This window comes from Curtobacterium sp. NPDC087082 (genome assembly GCF_044745045.1).
GTDB lineage: Bacteria > Actinomycetota > Actinomycetes > Actinomycetales > Microbacteriaceae > Curtobacterium.
This window is the reverse complement of the sequence record NZ_JBIUZN010000002.1, coordinates 1-14,463: the sequence shown is the minus strand read 5'-3', so window position 1 is coordinate 14,463 and position 14,463 is coordinate 1. Positions and strand designations below refer to the sequence as shown.

Here is a 14,463-nt window from a genome sequence, read left to right as displayed (position 1 = left end):
CCTCCCCAGACCGTCCGGTACCGGACGGCGGTATCCCACGGGCCGGTAGGCTTGGGTCTCGTGTCAGAACCTCTCGAGATCAGCGAATCGGCCGTCGCCGACGCCGTGGACCGGGCCCTCGCGGCGGTCCGTGCCACGACGACCGTCGCCGAGCTGAAGCAGGCCAGGGCCGAGCACACCGGCGAACAGTCCGCGCTGGCGCGGATGAACGCGTCGATGCGCAGCGTGCCGAAGGAGCAGAAGGCGACCGCGGGCAAGCTCGTCGGACAGGCCCGTGGGCAGGTGAACGCGGCGATCGCCGAGCAGGAGTCCGTGCTCGCCGAAGCCGAGGAACGTGCACGCCTCGACGCCGAGCGCGTCGACGTCACCGCGCTCCCGGTCCGCCGCGCGCCCGGCTCGCGGCACCCGCTGTCGCTCCTCAACGAGACCGTGGCCGACATCTTCGTCGGCATGGGGTGGGAAGTCGCGGAAGGCCCCGAGCTCGAGCACGAGTGGTTCAACTTCGATGCGCTGAACTTCGACCCGGACCACCCGGCCCGGGCGATGGCCGACACGATCTTCGTCGAGCCGGTCGAGCGCCACCTCGTCATGCGCACGCACACCTCCCCGGTGCAGGTGCGGTCGCTGCTCTCACGCGACCTGCCGCTCTACGTCATCGCGCCGGGCCGGGTGTACCGCGCTGACGAGCTCGACGCCACGCACCTGCCGGTCTTCACCCAGGTCGAGGGCATCGCGATCGACAAGGGCCTGACGATGGCGCACCTGCGCGGCACGCTCGAGCACTTCGCGCGCCAGATGTTCGGTGCCGAGGCGCAGATCCGTCTCCGCCCGAACTACTTCCCGTTCACCGAACCCAGCGCCGAGATGGACGTCTGGCAGCCGAACGCCAAGGGCGGCGCTCGGTGGGTCGAGTGGGGCGGCTGCGGCATGGTCAACCCGAACGTCCTGCGCGCCGCCGGCATCGACCCGGCCGAGTACCAGGGCTTCGCGTTCGGCATGGGCATCGAGCGGACGCTGCAGTTCCGCAACGGCCTGAACGACATGCGTGACTTCCTCGAGGGCGACATCCGCTTCTCGCAGCAGTTCGGAACGGTGGTCTGATGCGCGTCCCACTCCGTTGGCTCGGCGAGTCCGTCGACCTGCCCGACGACGTCACCCTCGAGCACGTCCACGCGGCGCTCGTGTCGGTGGGCTTCGAGGAAGAGGACGTCCACACCTACGACCTCACGGGCCCGATCGTCGTCGGCCGCGTGCTCGAGCGCGAGCCCGAGCCGCAGAAGAACGGCAAGACGATCAACTGGTGCCAGGTGGACGTCGGCGAGCCCGAGCCCCGCGGCATCGTCTGCGGCGCGCACAACTTCGACGTCGGCGACCTCGTCGTCGTCACGCTCCCCGGCGCCGTCCTGCCCGGGCCGTTCCCGATCGCGGCACGCAAGACCTACGGGCACGTGTCCGACGGCATGATCGCCTCGGCACGCGAGCTCGGTCTCGGCGACGAGCACGACGGCATCCTCCGCTTCGCGGACCTCGGCATGGAGCCCGAGGTCGGCGCGGACGCCATCGCGCTCCTCGGTCTCGACGACGCCGCGGTGGAGATCAACGTGACCCCGGACCGCGGGTACGTGCTGAGCATGCGCGGCGTCGCTCGCGAGTACGCCCACGCCACCGGCGCGACCTTCCACGACCCGGTCGAGCGGGTCGCCCCCCGCAGCGCCGAGGGCTTCCCGGTCGCGATCGACGACCAGGCCCCGGTGCGTGGCCGGGTCGGCGCGCACACGTTCGTCACCCGTGTCGTCCGTGGCATCGACCCGACCGCGAAGACCCCGGCGCGGATGGTCTCGCGTCTCGCCCTCGCCGGTGTCCGGTCGATCTCGCTGCCCGTCGACATCACGAACTACGTCATGTTCGAGCTCGGTCAGCCGCTGCACGGGTACGACCTCCGGACGCTGCAGGGCGGGCTGGGTGTCCGTCGTGCTGCTGCCGGCGAGACCCTGACGACCCTCGACCACGTCGAACGGACGCTCGACCCGGAAGACCTCGTCATCACCGACGACTCCGGTCCCGTCGGCCTCGCCGGCGTGATGGGCGGTGCCCGGACCGAGATCTCCGACGCGACCACCGACGTCCTGATCGAGGCGGCCGGCTTCGACCAGACCTCCATCGCCCGGACCGCGCGTCGGCACAAGCTCCCGAGCGAGGCGTCCCGACGCTTCGAGCGCGGTGTCGACCCGCTCGTGGCCGAGGCCGCTGCGAACCGTGCGGTCGAGCTCCTCGTCGAGCTCGCGGGCGGCACCGCGGACCCCCTCGGCTCGACGCTCGTCGGCACCGAGCCCCGCCCGACGGTCACGATGCGCATCGCCCGTCCGGCCGAGCTCGTCGGCGTCGACTACACCGACGCCGAGGTCATCGACACCCTGCGCGCGATCGGTGCGTCGGTCGACGCCGACGGGGACACGCTCGCCGTCGTGCCGCCGACCTGGCGCCCCGACCTCACCGACGACACCACCCTCGTCGAAGAGGTCGCGCGCATCGTCGGCTACGACCGCATCCCGAGCGTCCTCCCCGTCGCGCCGCCCGGACGTGGTCTGACCGGTCACCAGCAGGCACGTCGTCGCGTCGCCGCTGCACTCGCCGCCGACGGCCTGGTCGAGGTCGTCACCGCGCCCTTCGTGTCGCAGGCGACGCAGGACGCCTACCCGGGCATCGACGGTGCCGGCGGGCCGAGCGTGGTCCTCGCGAACGCCCTCGACAGCGAGCAGAGCCTCCTCCGTCGCAGCGGGGTGCCGGCACTCGTCGACGCCGCCCGCCGCAACGTGTCGCGCGGCCTCGTCGACGTCGCACTCTACGAGACCTCGCGGGTGTTCCTGCCGGTCGCGGGCGAGACGCTCGGCACCGACACGGTCCCGGCCGGCGCCGTGCTCCCAGACCGCGACACCCTCGCCGCGCTCGACGCGTCCCTGCCGCCGCAGCCGTTCCACGTGTCCGCGCTGCTCACCGGCAACCGGGTCGTGAAGCAGCCCGGCGTACAGCCCGAGCCGTACGGCATCGCGGACGCACTCGACGTCGCGCGCGCCGTCGCGTGGGCGGTCGGGGTCGAGCTCACGGTGGCGCAGACGACGCACCCGTCCCTGCACCCGGGCCGTGCGGCATCGCTCCTCGTGGACGGAACCGTCGTCGGCGTCGCGGGCGAACTCCTGCCCGAGCTGACCGAGGCAGCGGTCCTGCCGCGCGTCGTCGCGGTCGTCGAACTCGACCTCGACGCCATGGTCCGGGCGGCGCCCGAACTGGTGTCGGTGGCACCGATCGTGTCCTACCCGGCGGCGACGCAGGACCTGTCCCTCGTGGTGGGTGCCGACGTACCGGCGGGTGACGTACTGGATGCGGTGCGCACTGGTGCCGGAGAGCTGTTGGAGTATGCTCGCCTCGTGGATGACTACCGGGGCACCGGCGTGGACGAGGGACAGAAGTCCCTGACGTTCGCGCTGCGCTTCCGCGCCACGGACCGCACGCTGACCGCTGCCGAGGCCACTGAGGCCCGTGACGGCGCCGTCCGACGTGCCGGCGAGCGATTCGGGGCGACCCTGCGCGACTGATCCCATCGGGACCAGCACCGCCCGGGGCCGCCGCCTCCGACTCTCTCGACGACCAGTCCGACCAAAGGTGGAATCCCATGTCCGTATCCGTCGCCGTGGCGGGAGCCTCCGGCTACGCGGGCGGTGAGCTCCTGCGCGTGCTCTCCGCCCATCCCGAGTTCGACGTCAGGACGGTGACGGCGTTCTCGAACGCCGGACAGCCGCTCATCGCGACGCAGCCGCACCTCCGCTCGCTGTCGCACCTGACCCTCGAGCCGACGACGGCGGACAACCTGCGCGGACACGACGTCGTGTTCCTCGCGCTGCCGCACGGCCAGTCCGGGGCCATCACCGCGGAGCTCGGCGACGACGCCCTCGTCGTGGACTGCGGCGCGGACCACCGGCTGACGGACCCGGCGGCGTGGGAAGCGTTCTACGGCGGCGACTACCACGGCGCGTGGACCTACGGGCTGCCGGAGCTGCTGCACGCGGCGCCGACGCCCGGGTCGGCGGACGAGTGGCGTGACGTGGACGACATCCAGACGCAGAGCCGGCAGCGGGCGGCGCTCGTGGGGACGAAGCGGATCGCCGTCCCCGGGTGCAACGTGACCGCGGTCACGCTCGGCATCCAGCCGGGCATCCAGGCCGGGCTGATCGAGTCGGACGACCTCGTGGCCGTGCTGAGCGTCGGCCCGAGCGGTGCCGGCAAGAAGCTCGCGAACACGTACCTGGCGTCCGAGATCATGGGCTCCGCGAGCGCGTACGCGGTCGGCGGGAAGCACCGGCACATCCCGGAGATCCAGCAGAACCTCGTGGTCGCCGGCGCGTCCGACGTGACGATCTCGTTCACGCCGGTCCTCGTCCCGATGTCCCGCGGCATCCTGGCGACGACGACCGCGAAGCTCGCGCCCGGTGTGAGCGCCCGTGACGTCCGGCTCGCCTGGGAGCAGGCCTACGCCGACGAGCCCTTCGTGCACCTCCTGCCCGAGGGCGAGTTCCCCCGGGTCGCCGACACCATCGGCGCGAACACCGCACTGATCGGGCTGGCGGTCGACGAGGCCGCCGGTCGCGTCGTCGCGGTGAGCGCACTGGACAACCTGGCCAAGGGCACCGCCGGTGCCGCGGTCCAGTCGACGAACATCGCCCTGGGCTTCCCGGAGACCCTCGGCCTCAGCGTGGACGGAGTCGCACCGTGACCGACGCAAGCCAGCCCACCCACACCGACCCGGGCCTCCAGGGTGTCACCGCGGCAGCGGGCTTCCGCGCGGCAGGCGTGACGGCCGGTCTCAAGTCGAGCGGCAAGCCCGACGTGGCCCTCGTCGTCAACGACGGGCCGGACGCCGCAGTGGCCGCGGTCTTCACCAGCAACCGTGCCCAGGCGCACCCCGTGATCTGGTCGCGCCAGGCGGTCGGTGACGGCACCGCCCGAGCGGTCGTCCTGAACTCCGGCGGCGCGAACTGCTTCACCGGTCCGTTCGGCTTCCAGACCACCCACATGACCGCCGAAGCCGTGGGCGAGGCGCTCGGCATCGGCGCCGGCGACGTCGTCGTCTGCTCGACCGGCCTCATCGGGGTCGGCGACCAGACGTTCCGCGACAACGTCCTCAGGGGCGTCGACCTCGCGAGTGCGGCACTGTCGGCCGACGGCGGTCCGGACGCCGCGACCGCCATCATGACCACCGACACGAAGCCGAAGCAGTCGGTCGTGACCGAGGGCGGCTGGACCGTCGGCGGCATGGCCAAGGGCGCGGGCATGCTCGCACCCGGGCTCGCGACGATGCTCGTCGTGATCACCACGGACGCCGTCGTCGGCTCGGACGAGCTCGACCAGGCGCTCCGGGCCGCCACCCGCGTCACCTTCGACCGGGTCGACTCGGACGGCTGCATGTCGACGAACGACACCGTGGTGCTGCTGTCCTCCGGCGCGAGCGGCGTCACTCCCGAGGTCGGCGACTTCCAAGAAGCCCTGACCGCGGTCTGCGCCGATCTCGCGCGGCAGCTGCAGCAGGACGCCGAGGGCGCGAGCCACGACATCGCGATCCACGTCGTGAACGCCGCGACCGAGGACGACGCCGTCACGGTCGGCCGGAGCGTCGCCCGGAACAACCTGTTCAAGGCCGCGGTGTTCGGCAACGACCCGAACTGGGGCCGGGTGCTCGCGGCGATCGGCACCACCGACGCCGAGTTCGACCCGTACGCCGTCGACGTCTCGATGAACGGGGTCCGTGTCTGCCACGCCGGCGCACCGGACGAGCCGAGCGACCGCGTCGACCTGACGCCGCGCGACACCGACGTCCTCATCGACCTCGGCGTCGGACCGTTCTCGGCGACGATCCTGACGAACGACCTCACGCACGACTACGTCCACGAGAACAGCGCGTACTCCAGCTGATGGCCGACGACAGCATCCTCTCGAAGGAAGAAGAGCACGAGCTCGCGACCGTCAAGGCCGCGACCCTCATCGAGTCCCTGCCGTGGCTGAAGCGGTTCTCGGGCAAGATCGTCGTCGTCAAGTTCGGCGGCAACGCCATGGTGAACGAGGACCTCAAGCGCGCGTTCGCCGAGGACATGGTCTACCTCCGGTACGCCGGCCTCCACCCGGTGGTCGTGCACGGCGGCGGCCCGCAGATCTCGGCGGCGCTGAAGGAACAGGGCATCGCGTCCGAGTTCCGCGGCGGCTACCGCGTCACCACGACCGAGGCGATCACGGTCGTCCGCGACGTGCTCGCCGGCGAGGTCAACCGCGAGATCGTCGACCTGGTGAACGAGCACGGCGAGGGCCTCGCGGTCGGCGTCTTCGGCGACGGCGGCTCGCTGTTCACCGGCGAGAAGAAGGGCGTCGTCGTCGACGGCGAGCACTTCGACCTCGGGCACGTCGGCGACATCACGCACGTCGATCCCTCCGGTGTGCTCGCCGCGATCGAGGCCGGCCGCATCCCCGTGGTGTCGAGCATCGCCATCGACGACGCCCACCCGGACCAGGCGCTCAACGTGAACGCCGACGCCGCGGCGGGCGCACTCGCGATCGCCCTCAAGGCGTCGAAGCTCATGATGCTCACCGATGTCCCCGGCCTGTACCGCAACTGGCCGGACCGCGACTCGATCGTCGACCTCATCGCGGTCGAGGAGCTCCGCGCGCTCCTGCCGTCGCTCGAGTCGGGCATGATCCCGAAGATGACCGCGTGCCTCGACGCCGTGGTCGGCGGGGTCGGCGGCGCGACCATCATCGACGGGCGGATCCCGCACTCGATCCTGCTCGAGGTCTTCACCCTGCGCGGTGCCGGCACCGAGGTGATCCCGGACCCGAGCCGACGCACCGAGAACCAGATGACCCACGCCGAGATCGGCCGACGCGTCGCAGCACCGTCGACGAGCAGCACGACCGGCCAACACGTGGCCAGCACGACCGAGAAGGGACAGCCGCAGTGAGCACCGAGACGCAGACCGAGACCTGGAACGACCGGTTCGGGGCGTCGCTCATGCGATCCCTGACCCCGCCGAAGATCATGCTCGAGCGCGGCGAGGGCTGCCGCGTCTGGGACGTCGACGGCAACGAGTACCTCGACTTCCTCGCTGGCATCGCCGTCAACTCGCTCGGCCACGCGCACCCCGCGCTGGTCGAGGCGATCAGCGACCAGGCCGCCAAGCTCGTGCACGTCTCGAACTACTTCGCGACCCCGCCGCAGCTCGAGCTCGCCGAGCGGCTCAAGCGCATCACGGGCGCGGGAGAGGCCGGCCGCGTGTACTTCGGCAACTCCGGTGCCGAGGCCAACGAGGCCGCGTTCAAGCTCGCACGGCTGAACAAGGGCGCCGACGGGCAGAAGACCCGCATCCTCGCGCTGAAGCAGGGCTTCCACGGCCGCACGATGGGCGCGCTGGCGCTCACCGGCAAGCCCGCCCTGCAAGAGGATTTCCTGCCGATGGTCCCCGGGGTCGAGCACATCGACTCCACGGTCGCCGCGCTCGAGGAGTCGATCGACGACACGGTCGCCGCGCTCATCGTCGAACCGATCAAGGGCGAGGCCGGCGTGGTCGACCTGCCCGAGGGGTTCCTGCTCGCCGCTCGCCGCCTGACCGCGGAACACGGCGCGCTGCTGATCCTCGACGAGATCCAGACGGGCGTCGGCCGGACCGGCAACTGGTTCACCTACCAGGGCCACGGTTTCGAGCCGGACGCCATCACGATCGCGAAGGGCATCGCGGGCGGGTTCCCGATCGGTGCCCTCGTCACCTTCGGCTGGGCGTCCGAACTGTTCTCGGCCGGCCAGCACGGCTCGACGTTCGGTGGCAACCCCCTCGGCACCCGGGTGGCGAACGCCGTCCTCGCCGAGATCGAGCGCGCGGACCTCGTGTCCGGTGCGGTGACGAAGGGGGAGCGGATCCGTGCGGGCATCGCGAGCATCGGGTCGCCCCTCGTCGAAGAGGTCCGTGGCACCGGCCTCCTCATCGGGGTCGGTCTGACCGGCCCGGTCGCCGCCGCCGTCAACGCCGCGGCACTCGAGCGCGGCCTGATCATCAACGCCCCGAACGAGTCGAGCCTGCGCATCGCGCCGCCGCTCGTCGTGTCCGACGCCGAGATCGACGAGTTCGTGTCGATCCTCAGCGAGAGCCTGGCCGCAGTCGCCGCCGAGCAGGGCACCACCACCCAGGAGACCTCCGCATGACCCGTCACTTCCTCCGCGACGACGACCTCAGCCAGGCGGAGCAGTCCGCGATCCTCGACCTCGCCGAGCAGATGAAGGCCGACCGGTGGGGTGCCAAGCCCCTCGCCGGACCGCAGAGCGTCGCCGTGATCTTCGACAAGTCGTCCACCCGCACGCGGGTGTCCTTCCACGTCGGCATCTCCGACCTCGGCGGCAGCCCGCTCATCATCTCGACGGCGAACAGCCAGCTGGGCGGCAAGGAGACGCCGTCCGACACCGCACGCGTCCTCGAGCGCATGGTGTCGGCGATCGTGTGGCGCACCTACGGCCAGGCCGGGCTCGAGGAGATGGCGGCGAACACCAGTGTCCCCGTCGTCAACGCCCTGTCGGACGACTTCCACCCGTGCCAGCTGCTCGCTGACCTGCTCACCATCCGCGAGCACCGCGGGACCCTGGCGGGGCAGACCGTGGCCTTCATCGGCGACGGCGCGAGCAACATGGCGCAGTCCTACCTGCTCGCCGGGGCCACCGCGGGCATGCACGTCCGCGTCGCGGCACCGGCCGAGTTCTCCCCGGCGGCCGAGGTCGTCACGGACGCCGAGCGTCGTGCTGCCGTGACCGGCGGTTCCGTGCTCGTCGTGACCGACCCGGTCGCGGCCGTCGCCGGAGCGGACGTCGTCGTGACCGACACCTGGGTGTCGATGGGCAAGGAAGACGAGAAGCAGGCGCGCCTCGACACCTTCAACGGGTACCGCGTGGACGACGCGATGATGGCGCACGCCGCCGACGACGCCGTGTTCATGCACTGCCTGCCCGCCGACCGTGGGTTCGAGGTCACGGCCGAGGTCATCGACGGTCCGCGGAGCATCATCTGGGACGAGGCGGAGAACCGTCTCCACGCCCAGAAGGCGCTGCTCGCCTGGCTCCTCGCAGCGAACGCGACCGGCGCTCCCGCCGCGACCGGCGCTCCCGCCGCGACCGGCGCTCCCGCCGCGACCGGCGCCCCCGCGACGACCGCCGCCCCCGCGACCGCCTGACCCAGGGAGACCACCGTGGCAGACCGCGTCGTCCTCGCGTACTCCGGCGGACTCGACACGTCCGTCGGCATCGGCTGGCTGCGTGACGCCACCGGCAAGGACGTCGTCGCACTCGCGGTCGACGTCGGCCAGGGCGGCGAGGACATGGCGGCGATCCGGCAGCGCGCGCTCGACTGCGGCGCCGTCGAGTCGATCGTCATCGACGCGAAGGACGAGTTCGCCGACGACTACCTCGTCCCCGCGCTGCAGGCCAACGCCCTGTACCAGAAGCGCTACCCGCTCGTCTCCGCGCTGAGCCGTCCCCTCATCGCGAAGCACCTGGCGCTCACGGCGAAGCAGCTCGGCGCCGACAGCGTGGCGCACGGGTGCACGGGCAAGGGCAACGACCAGGTCCGCTTCGAGGCGGCGGTCGCGGCCCTCGCCCCGGACCTGACGAGCGTCGCACCGGTGCGGGACCTCGCGCTCACCCGCGACCGAGCGATCGCCTACGCCCAGCAGCACGGCCTGCCGATCGAACAGTCGGAACGCTCGCCCTGGTCGATCGACCAGAACGTGTGGGGTCGAGCGGTCGAGACCGGTCACCTCGAGGACCCGTGGAACGCCCCGGCGGAGGAGCTCTACGCCTACACGCAGGACCCGACCGTCCCGCGCGCTCCGGACGAGGTGACGATCACCTTCGAGCAGGGGGTCCCCGTCGCCATCGACGGACAGCGGTTCAGCGTGCTGCGCGTCGTGCAGGAGCTCAACGCACTCGCCGGCAAGCACGGTGTCGGTCGGATCGACGTGGTCGAGGACCGGCTCGTCGGCATCAAGTCGCGCGAGGTGTACGAGGCGCCGGCCGCCGTCGCCCTGATCGCCGCGCACGAGGAGCTCGAGAACCTGACCCTCGAACGCGACGTCAACCGGTACAAGCGGCAGGTCGAGTCGGACTGGGCCGACCTGGTCTACGACGGGCTGTGGTTCAGCGGCCTGAAGCGGAGCCTCGACGCCTTCATCGCCCACACCCAGCAGCACGTCTCCGGCGACGTCCGACTCCGGCTCCACGCGGGCCGAGCCGTCGTGACCGGACGCCGCTCCAGCCAGAGCCTCTACGACTTCGACCTCGCGACCTACGACACGGGCGACGCCTTCGACCAGTCGCACGCGAAGGGGTTCATCGACATCTGGTCGTTGCCGAGCAAGATCTCCGCCCGCCGCGACCTGGCCAACTGAGCGCCCAGGCACCCCGCCCCCAAACCCACGACCGGACGACGAGAGAACCATGACCGACGCGAACCAGCCCGCCGTCAAGACCGACGCCACCAACACCGGCGCCCTCTGGGGTGGCCGCTTCGCGGACGGCCCGAGCGCCGAGCTCGCCGCCCTCTCCCGATCGACCCACTTCGACTGGCAGCTCGCCCCCTACGACATCGCCGGCTCCCGCGCCCACGCCCGCGCCCTCAACACCGCCGGGTACCTGACGGCCGACGAGCTCGAGCGGATGCTCGCCGGCCTCGACCGCCTCGAGTCCGCGCACGCCGACGGCACGCTGCAGCCCGCCGACAGCGACGAGGACGTGCACGGCGCCCTCGAACGACTCCTCATCGCCGACCTCGGTCCCGGGCTCGGCGGGAAGCTGCGCGCCGGCCGGAGCCGCAACGACCAGATCGCGACGCTCGGTCGGATGCACATGCTCGACCACGGTCGCCGCATCGGGCGCCTCGTCATCGACCTCGTCGACGCGATCTCCCAGCAGGCCAACGAGCACCCCGGCGCGATCATGCCGGGTCGCACGCACCTGCAACACGCGCAGCCGGTCCTCCTCGCACACCACCTGCTCGCGCACGCGTGGCCCCTGGTCCGTGACCTCGAGCGGCTCCGCGACTGGGCGGACCGCGCGAGCGTGAGCCCGTACGGCGCCGGCGCCCTCGCGGGGAGCTCGCTCGGCCTCGACCCCTCGGCGATCGCCCACGAGCTCGGGTTCGCCCGCCCCGCGGACAACTCGATCGACGCCACGGCGGCTCGCGACGTGGTCGCCGAGTTCGCGTTCGTCCTCGCGCAGATCGGCATCGACGTCTCCCGCCTGGCGGAGGAGATCATCCTCTGGAACACGAAGGAGTTCGGCTTCGTCCGGCTGCACGACGCGTTCTCCACGGGGTCGAGCATCATGCCCCAGAAGAAGAACCCGGACATCGCCGAGCTCGCCCGGGGCAAGTCCGGCCGGCTCATCGGCAACCTGACCGGCCTGCTCGCAACCCTCAAGGGCCTGCCGCTGGCGTACAACCGCGACCTGCAGGAGGACAAGGAGCCCGTCTTCGACTCGGTCGCCACCCTCGAGGTGCTGCTCCCCGCCTTCACCGGCATGGTCGCGACCCTCTCGTTCGACACCGACCGCATGGCCGAGCTCGCGCCGCAGGGATTCTCGCTCGCGACGGACGTCGCCGAGTGGCTCGTCCGCCAGGGGGTGCCGTTCCGTGACGCGCACGAGGTCTCCGGCGCGCTGGTCCGGTACTGCGAGGAGCGCGGGATCGAACTCGACGATCCCACCGACGACGAGTACCGGACGGTGTCCGAACACCTCACGCCCGAGGTCCGCGGCGTCCTCACCATCGAGGGTTCCGTCGCGTCGCGCGCCGGCATCGGCGGCACAGCGCCGGACCGCGTCGCCGAACAGCTCGCGTCGCTCACCCGTCGCGTCCACGACCTGGCGGAGGGCGTGCCCTTCACCCGATGACCGACCCCACGCTCGCGTTGCTGTCCGAACCGGCGCCGGTCTCGGCGCCGGCGTTGCTCGGTGCGACGATCGCGGGCAAGGGCGTGACCCTGCGCATCACCGAGGTCGAGGCCTACTTCGGCCCCACCGACCCCGGCTCGCACGGCCACCGCGGTCCGACGCCGCGCAACCGCCACCTGTTCGGACCGCCCGGGACGCTCTACGCCTACCGCTCCTACGGCATCCACACGTGCGTCAACGTCGTCAGTGCGCCGGAGGGCACGTCGTCGGGATCGCTGCTGCGGGGCGCGCAGGTCGTGGAGGGCCTCGAGACCGCCCGATCCCGCCGCGGCGGCTCCGTCACGGACGTCGCGCTCGCGCGCGGTCCCGGCAACCTCGGCGGCGCGCTCGGTGCGGTGCTCGGCGAGGACGACGGCAGCAGACTCCTCGACGGCTCCGGCCCGTACGTGCTGACGTTGGCTCCCGGCCTGGAGGCGCGGCTCGCCGCCGTCGGACCGACCCGCGTCGTCGAGGAACTCCTGTCCGAGACCGTGCCCGGTCCGGCGGCGACCGGTCCGGTCCCGCGGATCTCCCGAGGGCCGCGCACCGGCGTCGGCGGCATCGCCGGCGGCGCGCGCTTCCCCTGGCGCTTCTGGCTCACCGGTGACCCGACGGTGTCGGCGTACCGGCGGCACAAGGGTGCCCTCGATTGACGGAGTCGACCCGCGCCTCCTGGACCGCGCACGCCGCTACGATGGCTGGGTGTCCAGTGAATCCGCTCACGATGTCCTGACGCGCCAGCAGAACGACCCGACCTTCGCCTCGGTCTGGGACGAACTGCGCTGGCGTGATCTGGTGCACGTCTCCACCGACGAGACGGCACTCAAGGAGGCCCTCGACGGCGAGCCGATCACGTACTACTGCGGTTTCGACCCGACGGCGCCGTCCCTGCACTGCGGGAACCTGCTGCAGCTGCTCACCATGCGCCGGATCCAGCTCGCCGGGCACAAGCCGCTCGCACTGGTCGGTGGTTCCACCGGGTTGATCGGCGATCCGCGGCCGACAGCCGAACGGACGCTCAACACCCGCGAGACCGTGCAGGAGTGGGTGACGCGGTTGCAGGGCCAGGTGTCGCGGTTCCTCAGCCCCGACGGCGAGAACGGCGTGCGGCTGGTGAACAACCTCGACTGGACGGCACCGCTGTCCGCGATCGACTTCCTGCGCGACATCGGCAAGTACTTCCGCGTGAACTCGATGCTCAAGAAGGACGCCGTCGCCGCGCGCCTGAACTCCGACTCGGGCATCAGCTACACCGAGTTCAGCTACCAGATCCTGCAGGGCCTCGACTACCGCGAGCTCTTCCGCCAGTACGGGTGCACCCTGCAGACGGGCGGCTCGGACCAGTGGGGCAACCTGACCTCGGGGACGGAACTCATCCGTCGTGCCGAGGGGGCGACGGTGCACGCGCTGGGGACGCCCCTCATCACGAACTCCGACGGCACGAAGTTCGGCAAGAGCGAGGGCAACGCGATCTGGCTCGACCCGGACATGACCTCGCCGTACGCGTTCTACCAGTTCTGGCTCAACACGACGGACGCCGACGTGATCGCCCGGCTCCGCCAGTTCACGTTCCTGTCCCGCGCCGAGATCGAGCGGCTCGAGCAGGCCGTGGCCGACGAGCCGTTCCGGCGCGAGGCGCAACGGACCCTCGCGTTCGAGGTGACGGCGGTCGTGCACGGGGTCGAGGCGACGCAGGCGGCGATCGATGCCTCCGCGGCGTTGTTCGGCAACGGCGACCTGGGCGCGCTCGACGCCACCACCCTGCGGTCGGCGATCGCGGAGCTCCCGGGGTCGGTGGCGCTGCCCGGTGATGCGGACGTGGCCCGAGCGCTCGTCGACACCGAGTTGGTGAAGTCCCTCGGCGAAGCCCGTCGCGCCATCGACCAGGGTGGTGTGTACGTGAACAACACCCGCGCCGAGGACCCGACCGCGCCGCTGTCCGACCTCGCCCTGCCCGGGGGAGTGCTCGTGCTCCGTCGTGGCAAGAAGACCCTGGCCGGCGTGACGCTCTCCTGATCGCCGCCGCTCGTCGATGCCCGGTTCCCCTGGTGGGAGCCGGGCATCGCTGCGTCCGGGCCGCACGTGTTGCACAACGCGACACGCCCGGGATGTGGCCCGTCTTGGCGCACCCGCTGAACGCTGCGTATAGTTCTTACTCGTCACCCCAAAGGTGCGGCGGAGCGGCTGGAGCGAAAGCCCAGAGCACGCCGGCCCTCAAGCGGGACCATCCTCCACTGAAGTTCAGATCTGGCCTTGCGCTGGATCGCTTCGACGCCTAGGATGACTACTCCACCGGTTCTCTCCTACGGGATGAGCCACTGGGCCTCAGGGTCCGACGACACACCGGTGGTCAAACCAAGAACGAAAGCCTCTCTGGCGGAACCTCTTTCGGGGTCGAGTGGGGAGTGCGTCTGGTCCTTGAGAACTCAACAGCGTGCACATTGTCAATGCCAATTTAT

At 71.3% G+C, this 14,463-nt stretch carries 11 protein-coding genes; all 11 read left to right on the top strand.

The genetic code is table 11. The features are described from left to right. Positions 1 to 60 precede the first annotated feature (60 nt). The 11 genes from pheS to tyrS all read left to right on the top strand — a co-directional run bounded on the left by pheS (position 61) and on the right by tyrS (position 14,020). A complete protein-coding gene (pheS, locus tag ACIPEP_RS05375) occupies positions 61 to 1,101 on the top strand; it encodes a phenylalanine--tRNA ligase subunit alpha (protein WP_402716699.1) in 1,041 nt (346 codons plus the stop codon). Beyond that, positions 1,101 to 3,593, top strand: coding sequence for a phenylalanine--tRNA ligase subunit beta (pheT, locus tag ACIPEP_RS05370; RefSeq protein ID WP_402716698.1), 2,493 nt, complete (start codon positions 1,101 to 1,103; stop codon positions 3,591 to 3,593). The genes pheS and pheT overlap by 1 nt, the downstream gene beginning before the upstream one ends. A 77-nt stretch (positions 3,594 to 3,670) precedes the next feature. Continuing rightward, positions 3,671 to 4,768, top strand: coding sequence for an N-acetyl-gamma-glutamyl-phosphate reductase (locus ACIPEP_RS05365; protein WP_071295808.1), 1,098 nt, complete (start codon positions 3,671 to 3,673; stop codon positions 4,766 to 4,768). Next, positions 4,765 to 5,964 (top strand): bifunctional glutamate N-acetyltransferase/amino-acid acetyltransferase ArgJ, encoded by a 1,200-nt coding sequence (gene argJ, locus ACIPEP_RS05360; RefSeq protein WP_402716697.1) that lies wholly within the window; start codon positions 4,765 to 4,767, stop codon positions 5,962 to 5,964. The genes ACIPEP_RS05365 and argJ overlap by 4 nt, the downstream gene beginning before the upstream one ends. Next, the gene (gene argB, locus ACIPEP_RS05355) at positions 5,964 to 7,001 is read left to right on the top strand and encodes an acetylglutamate kinase (RefSeq protein WP_071302045.1); all 1,038 of its coding nucleotides are present in this window, start codon (positions 5,964 to 5,966) and stop codon (positions 6,999 to 7,001) included. The genes argJ and argB overlap by 1 nt, the downstream gene beginning before the upstream one ends. After that, the gene (locus ACIPEP_RS05350) at positions 6,998 to 8,236 is read left to right on the top strand and encodes an acetylornithine transaminase (RefSeq protein WP_071295806.1); all 1,239 of its coding nucleotides are present in this window, start codon (positions 6,998 to 7,000) and stop codon (positions 8,234 to 8,236) included. Before argB ends, ACIPEP_RS05350 begins: the two co-directional genes overlap by 4 nt. Next, on the top strand, positions 8,233 to 9,252 hold the full coding sequence (gene argF / locus ACIPEP_RS05345; protein WP_402716696.1) for an ornithine carbamoyltransferase: 1,020 nt from the start codon (positions 8,233 to 8,235) through the stop codon (positions 9,250 to 9,252). The genes ACIPEP_RS05350 and argF overlap by 4 nt, the downstream gene beginning before the upstream one ends. Positions 9,253 to 9,267: 15 nt before the next feature. After that, positions 9,268 to 10,464 carry an argininosuccinate synthase gene (locus ACIPEP_RS05340; protein ID WP_402716695.1) on the top strand — a complete coding sequence of 399 codons (1,197 nt, stop codon included), beginning with the start codon at positions 9,268 to 9,270 and terminating at the stop codon, positions 10,462 to 10,464. Between the two features lie 49 nt (positions 10,465 to 10,513). Further along, positions 10,514 to 11,965 (top strand): argininosuccinate lyase, encoded by a 1,452-nt coding sequence (gene argH, locus ACIPEP_RS05335; RefSeq protein WP_402716694.1) that lies wholly within the window; start codon positions 10,514 to 10,516, stop codon positions 11,963 to 11,965. Next, entirely contained in the window at positions 11,962 to 12,657 is a 696-nt protein-coding gene (locus ACIPEP_RS05330) for a DNA-3-methyladenine glycosylase (RefSeq protein WP_071302041.1), read from the top strand. The genes argH and ACIPEP_RS05330 overlap by 4 nt, the downstream gene beginning before the upstream one ends. Positions 12,658 to 12,706: 49 nt before the next feature. Continuing rightward, the gene (tyrS, locus tag ACIPEP_RS05325; protein ID WP_071295802.1) at positions 12,707 to 14,020 is read left to right on the top strand and encodes a tyrosine--tRNA ligase; all 1,314 of its coding nucleotides are present in this window, start codon (positions 12,707 to 12,709) and stop codon (positions 14,018 to 14,020) included. The last annotated feature ends 443 nt before the right edge of the window (positions 14,021 to 14,463 follow it).

Excerpts from the sequence above, each read along its gene's own strand:
- argH (WP_402716694.1), top strand. The coding sequence starts at position 10,514 with ATGACCGACGCGAACCAGCCCGCCGTCAAGACCGACGCCACCAACACC.
- ACIPEP_RS05365 (WP_071295808.1), top strand. The coding sequence starts at position 3,671 with ATGTCCGTATCCGTCGCCGTGGCGGGAGCCTCCGGCTACGCGGGCGGT.
- ACIPEP_RS05330 (WP_071302041.1), top strand. The coding sequence starts at position 11,962 with ATGACCGACCCCACGCTCGCGTTGCTGTCCGAACCGGCGCCGGTCTCG.
- pheT (WP_402716698.1), top strand. The coding sequence starts at position 1,101 with ATGCGCGTCCCACTCCGTTGGCTCGGCGAGTCCGTCGACCTGCCCGAC.
- argF (WP_402716696.1), top strand. The coding sequence starts at position 8,233 with ATGACCCGTCACTTCCTCCGCGACGACGACCTCAGCCAGGCGGAGCAG.
- argB (WP_071302045.1), top strand. The coding sequence starts at position 5,964 with ATGGCCGACGACAGCATCCTCTCGAAGGAAGAAGAGCACGAGCTCGCG.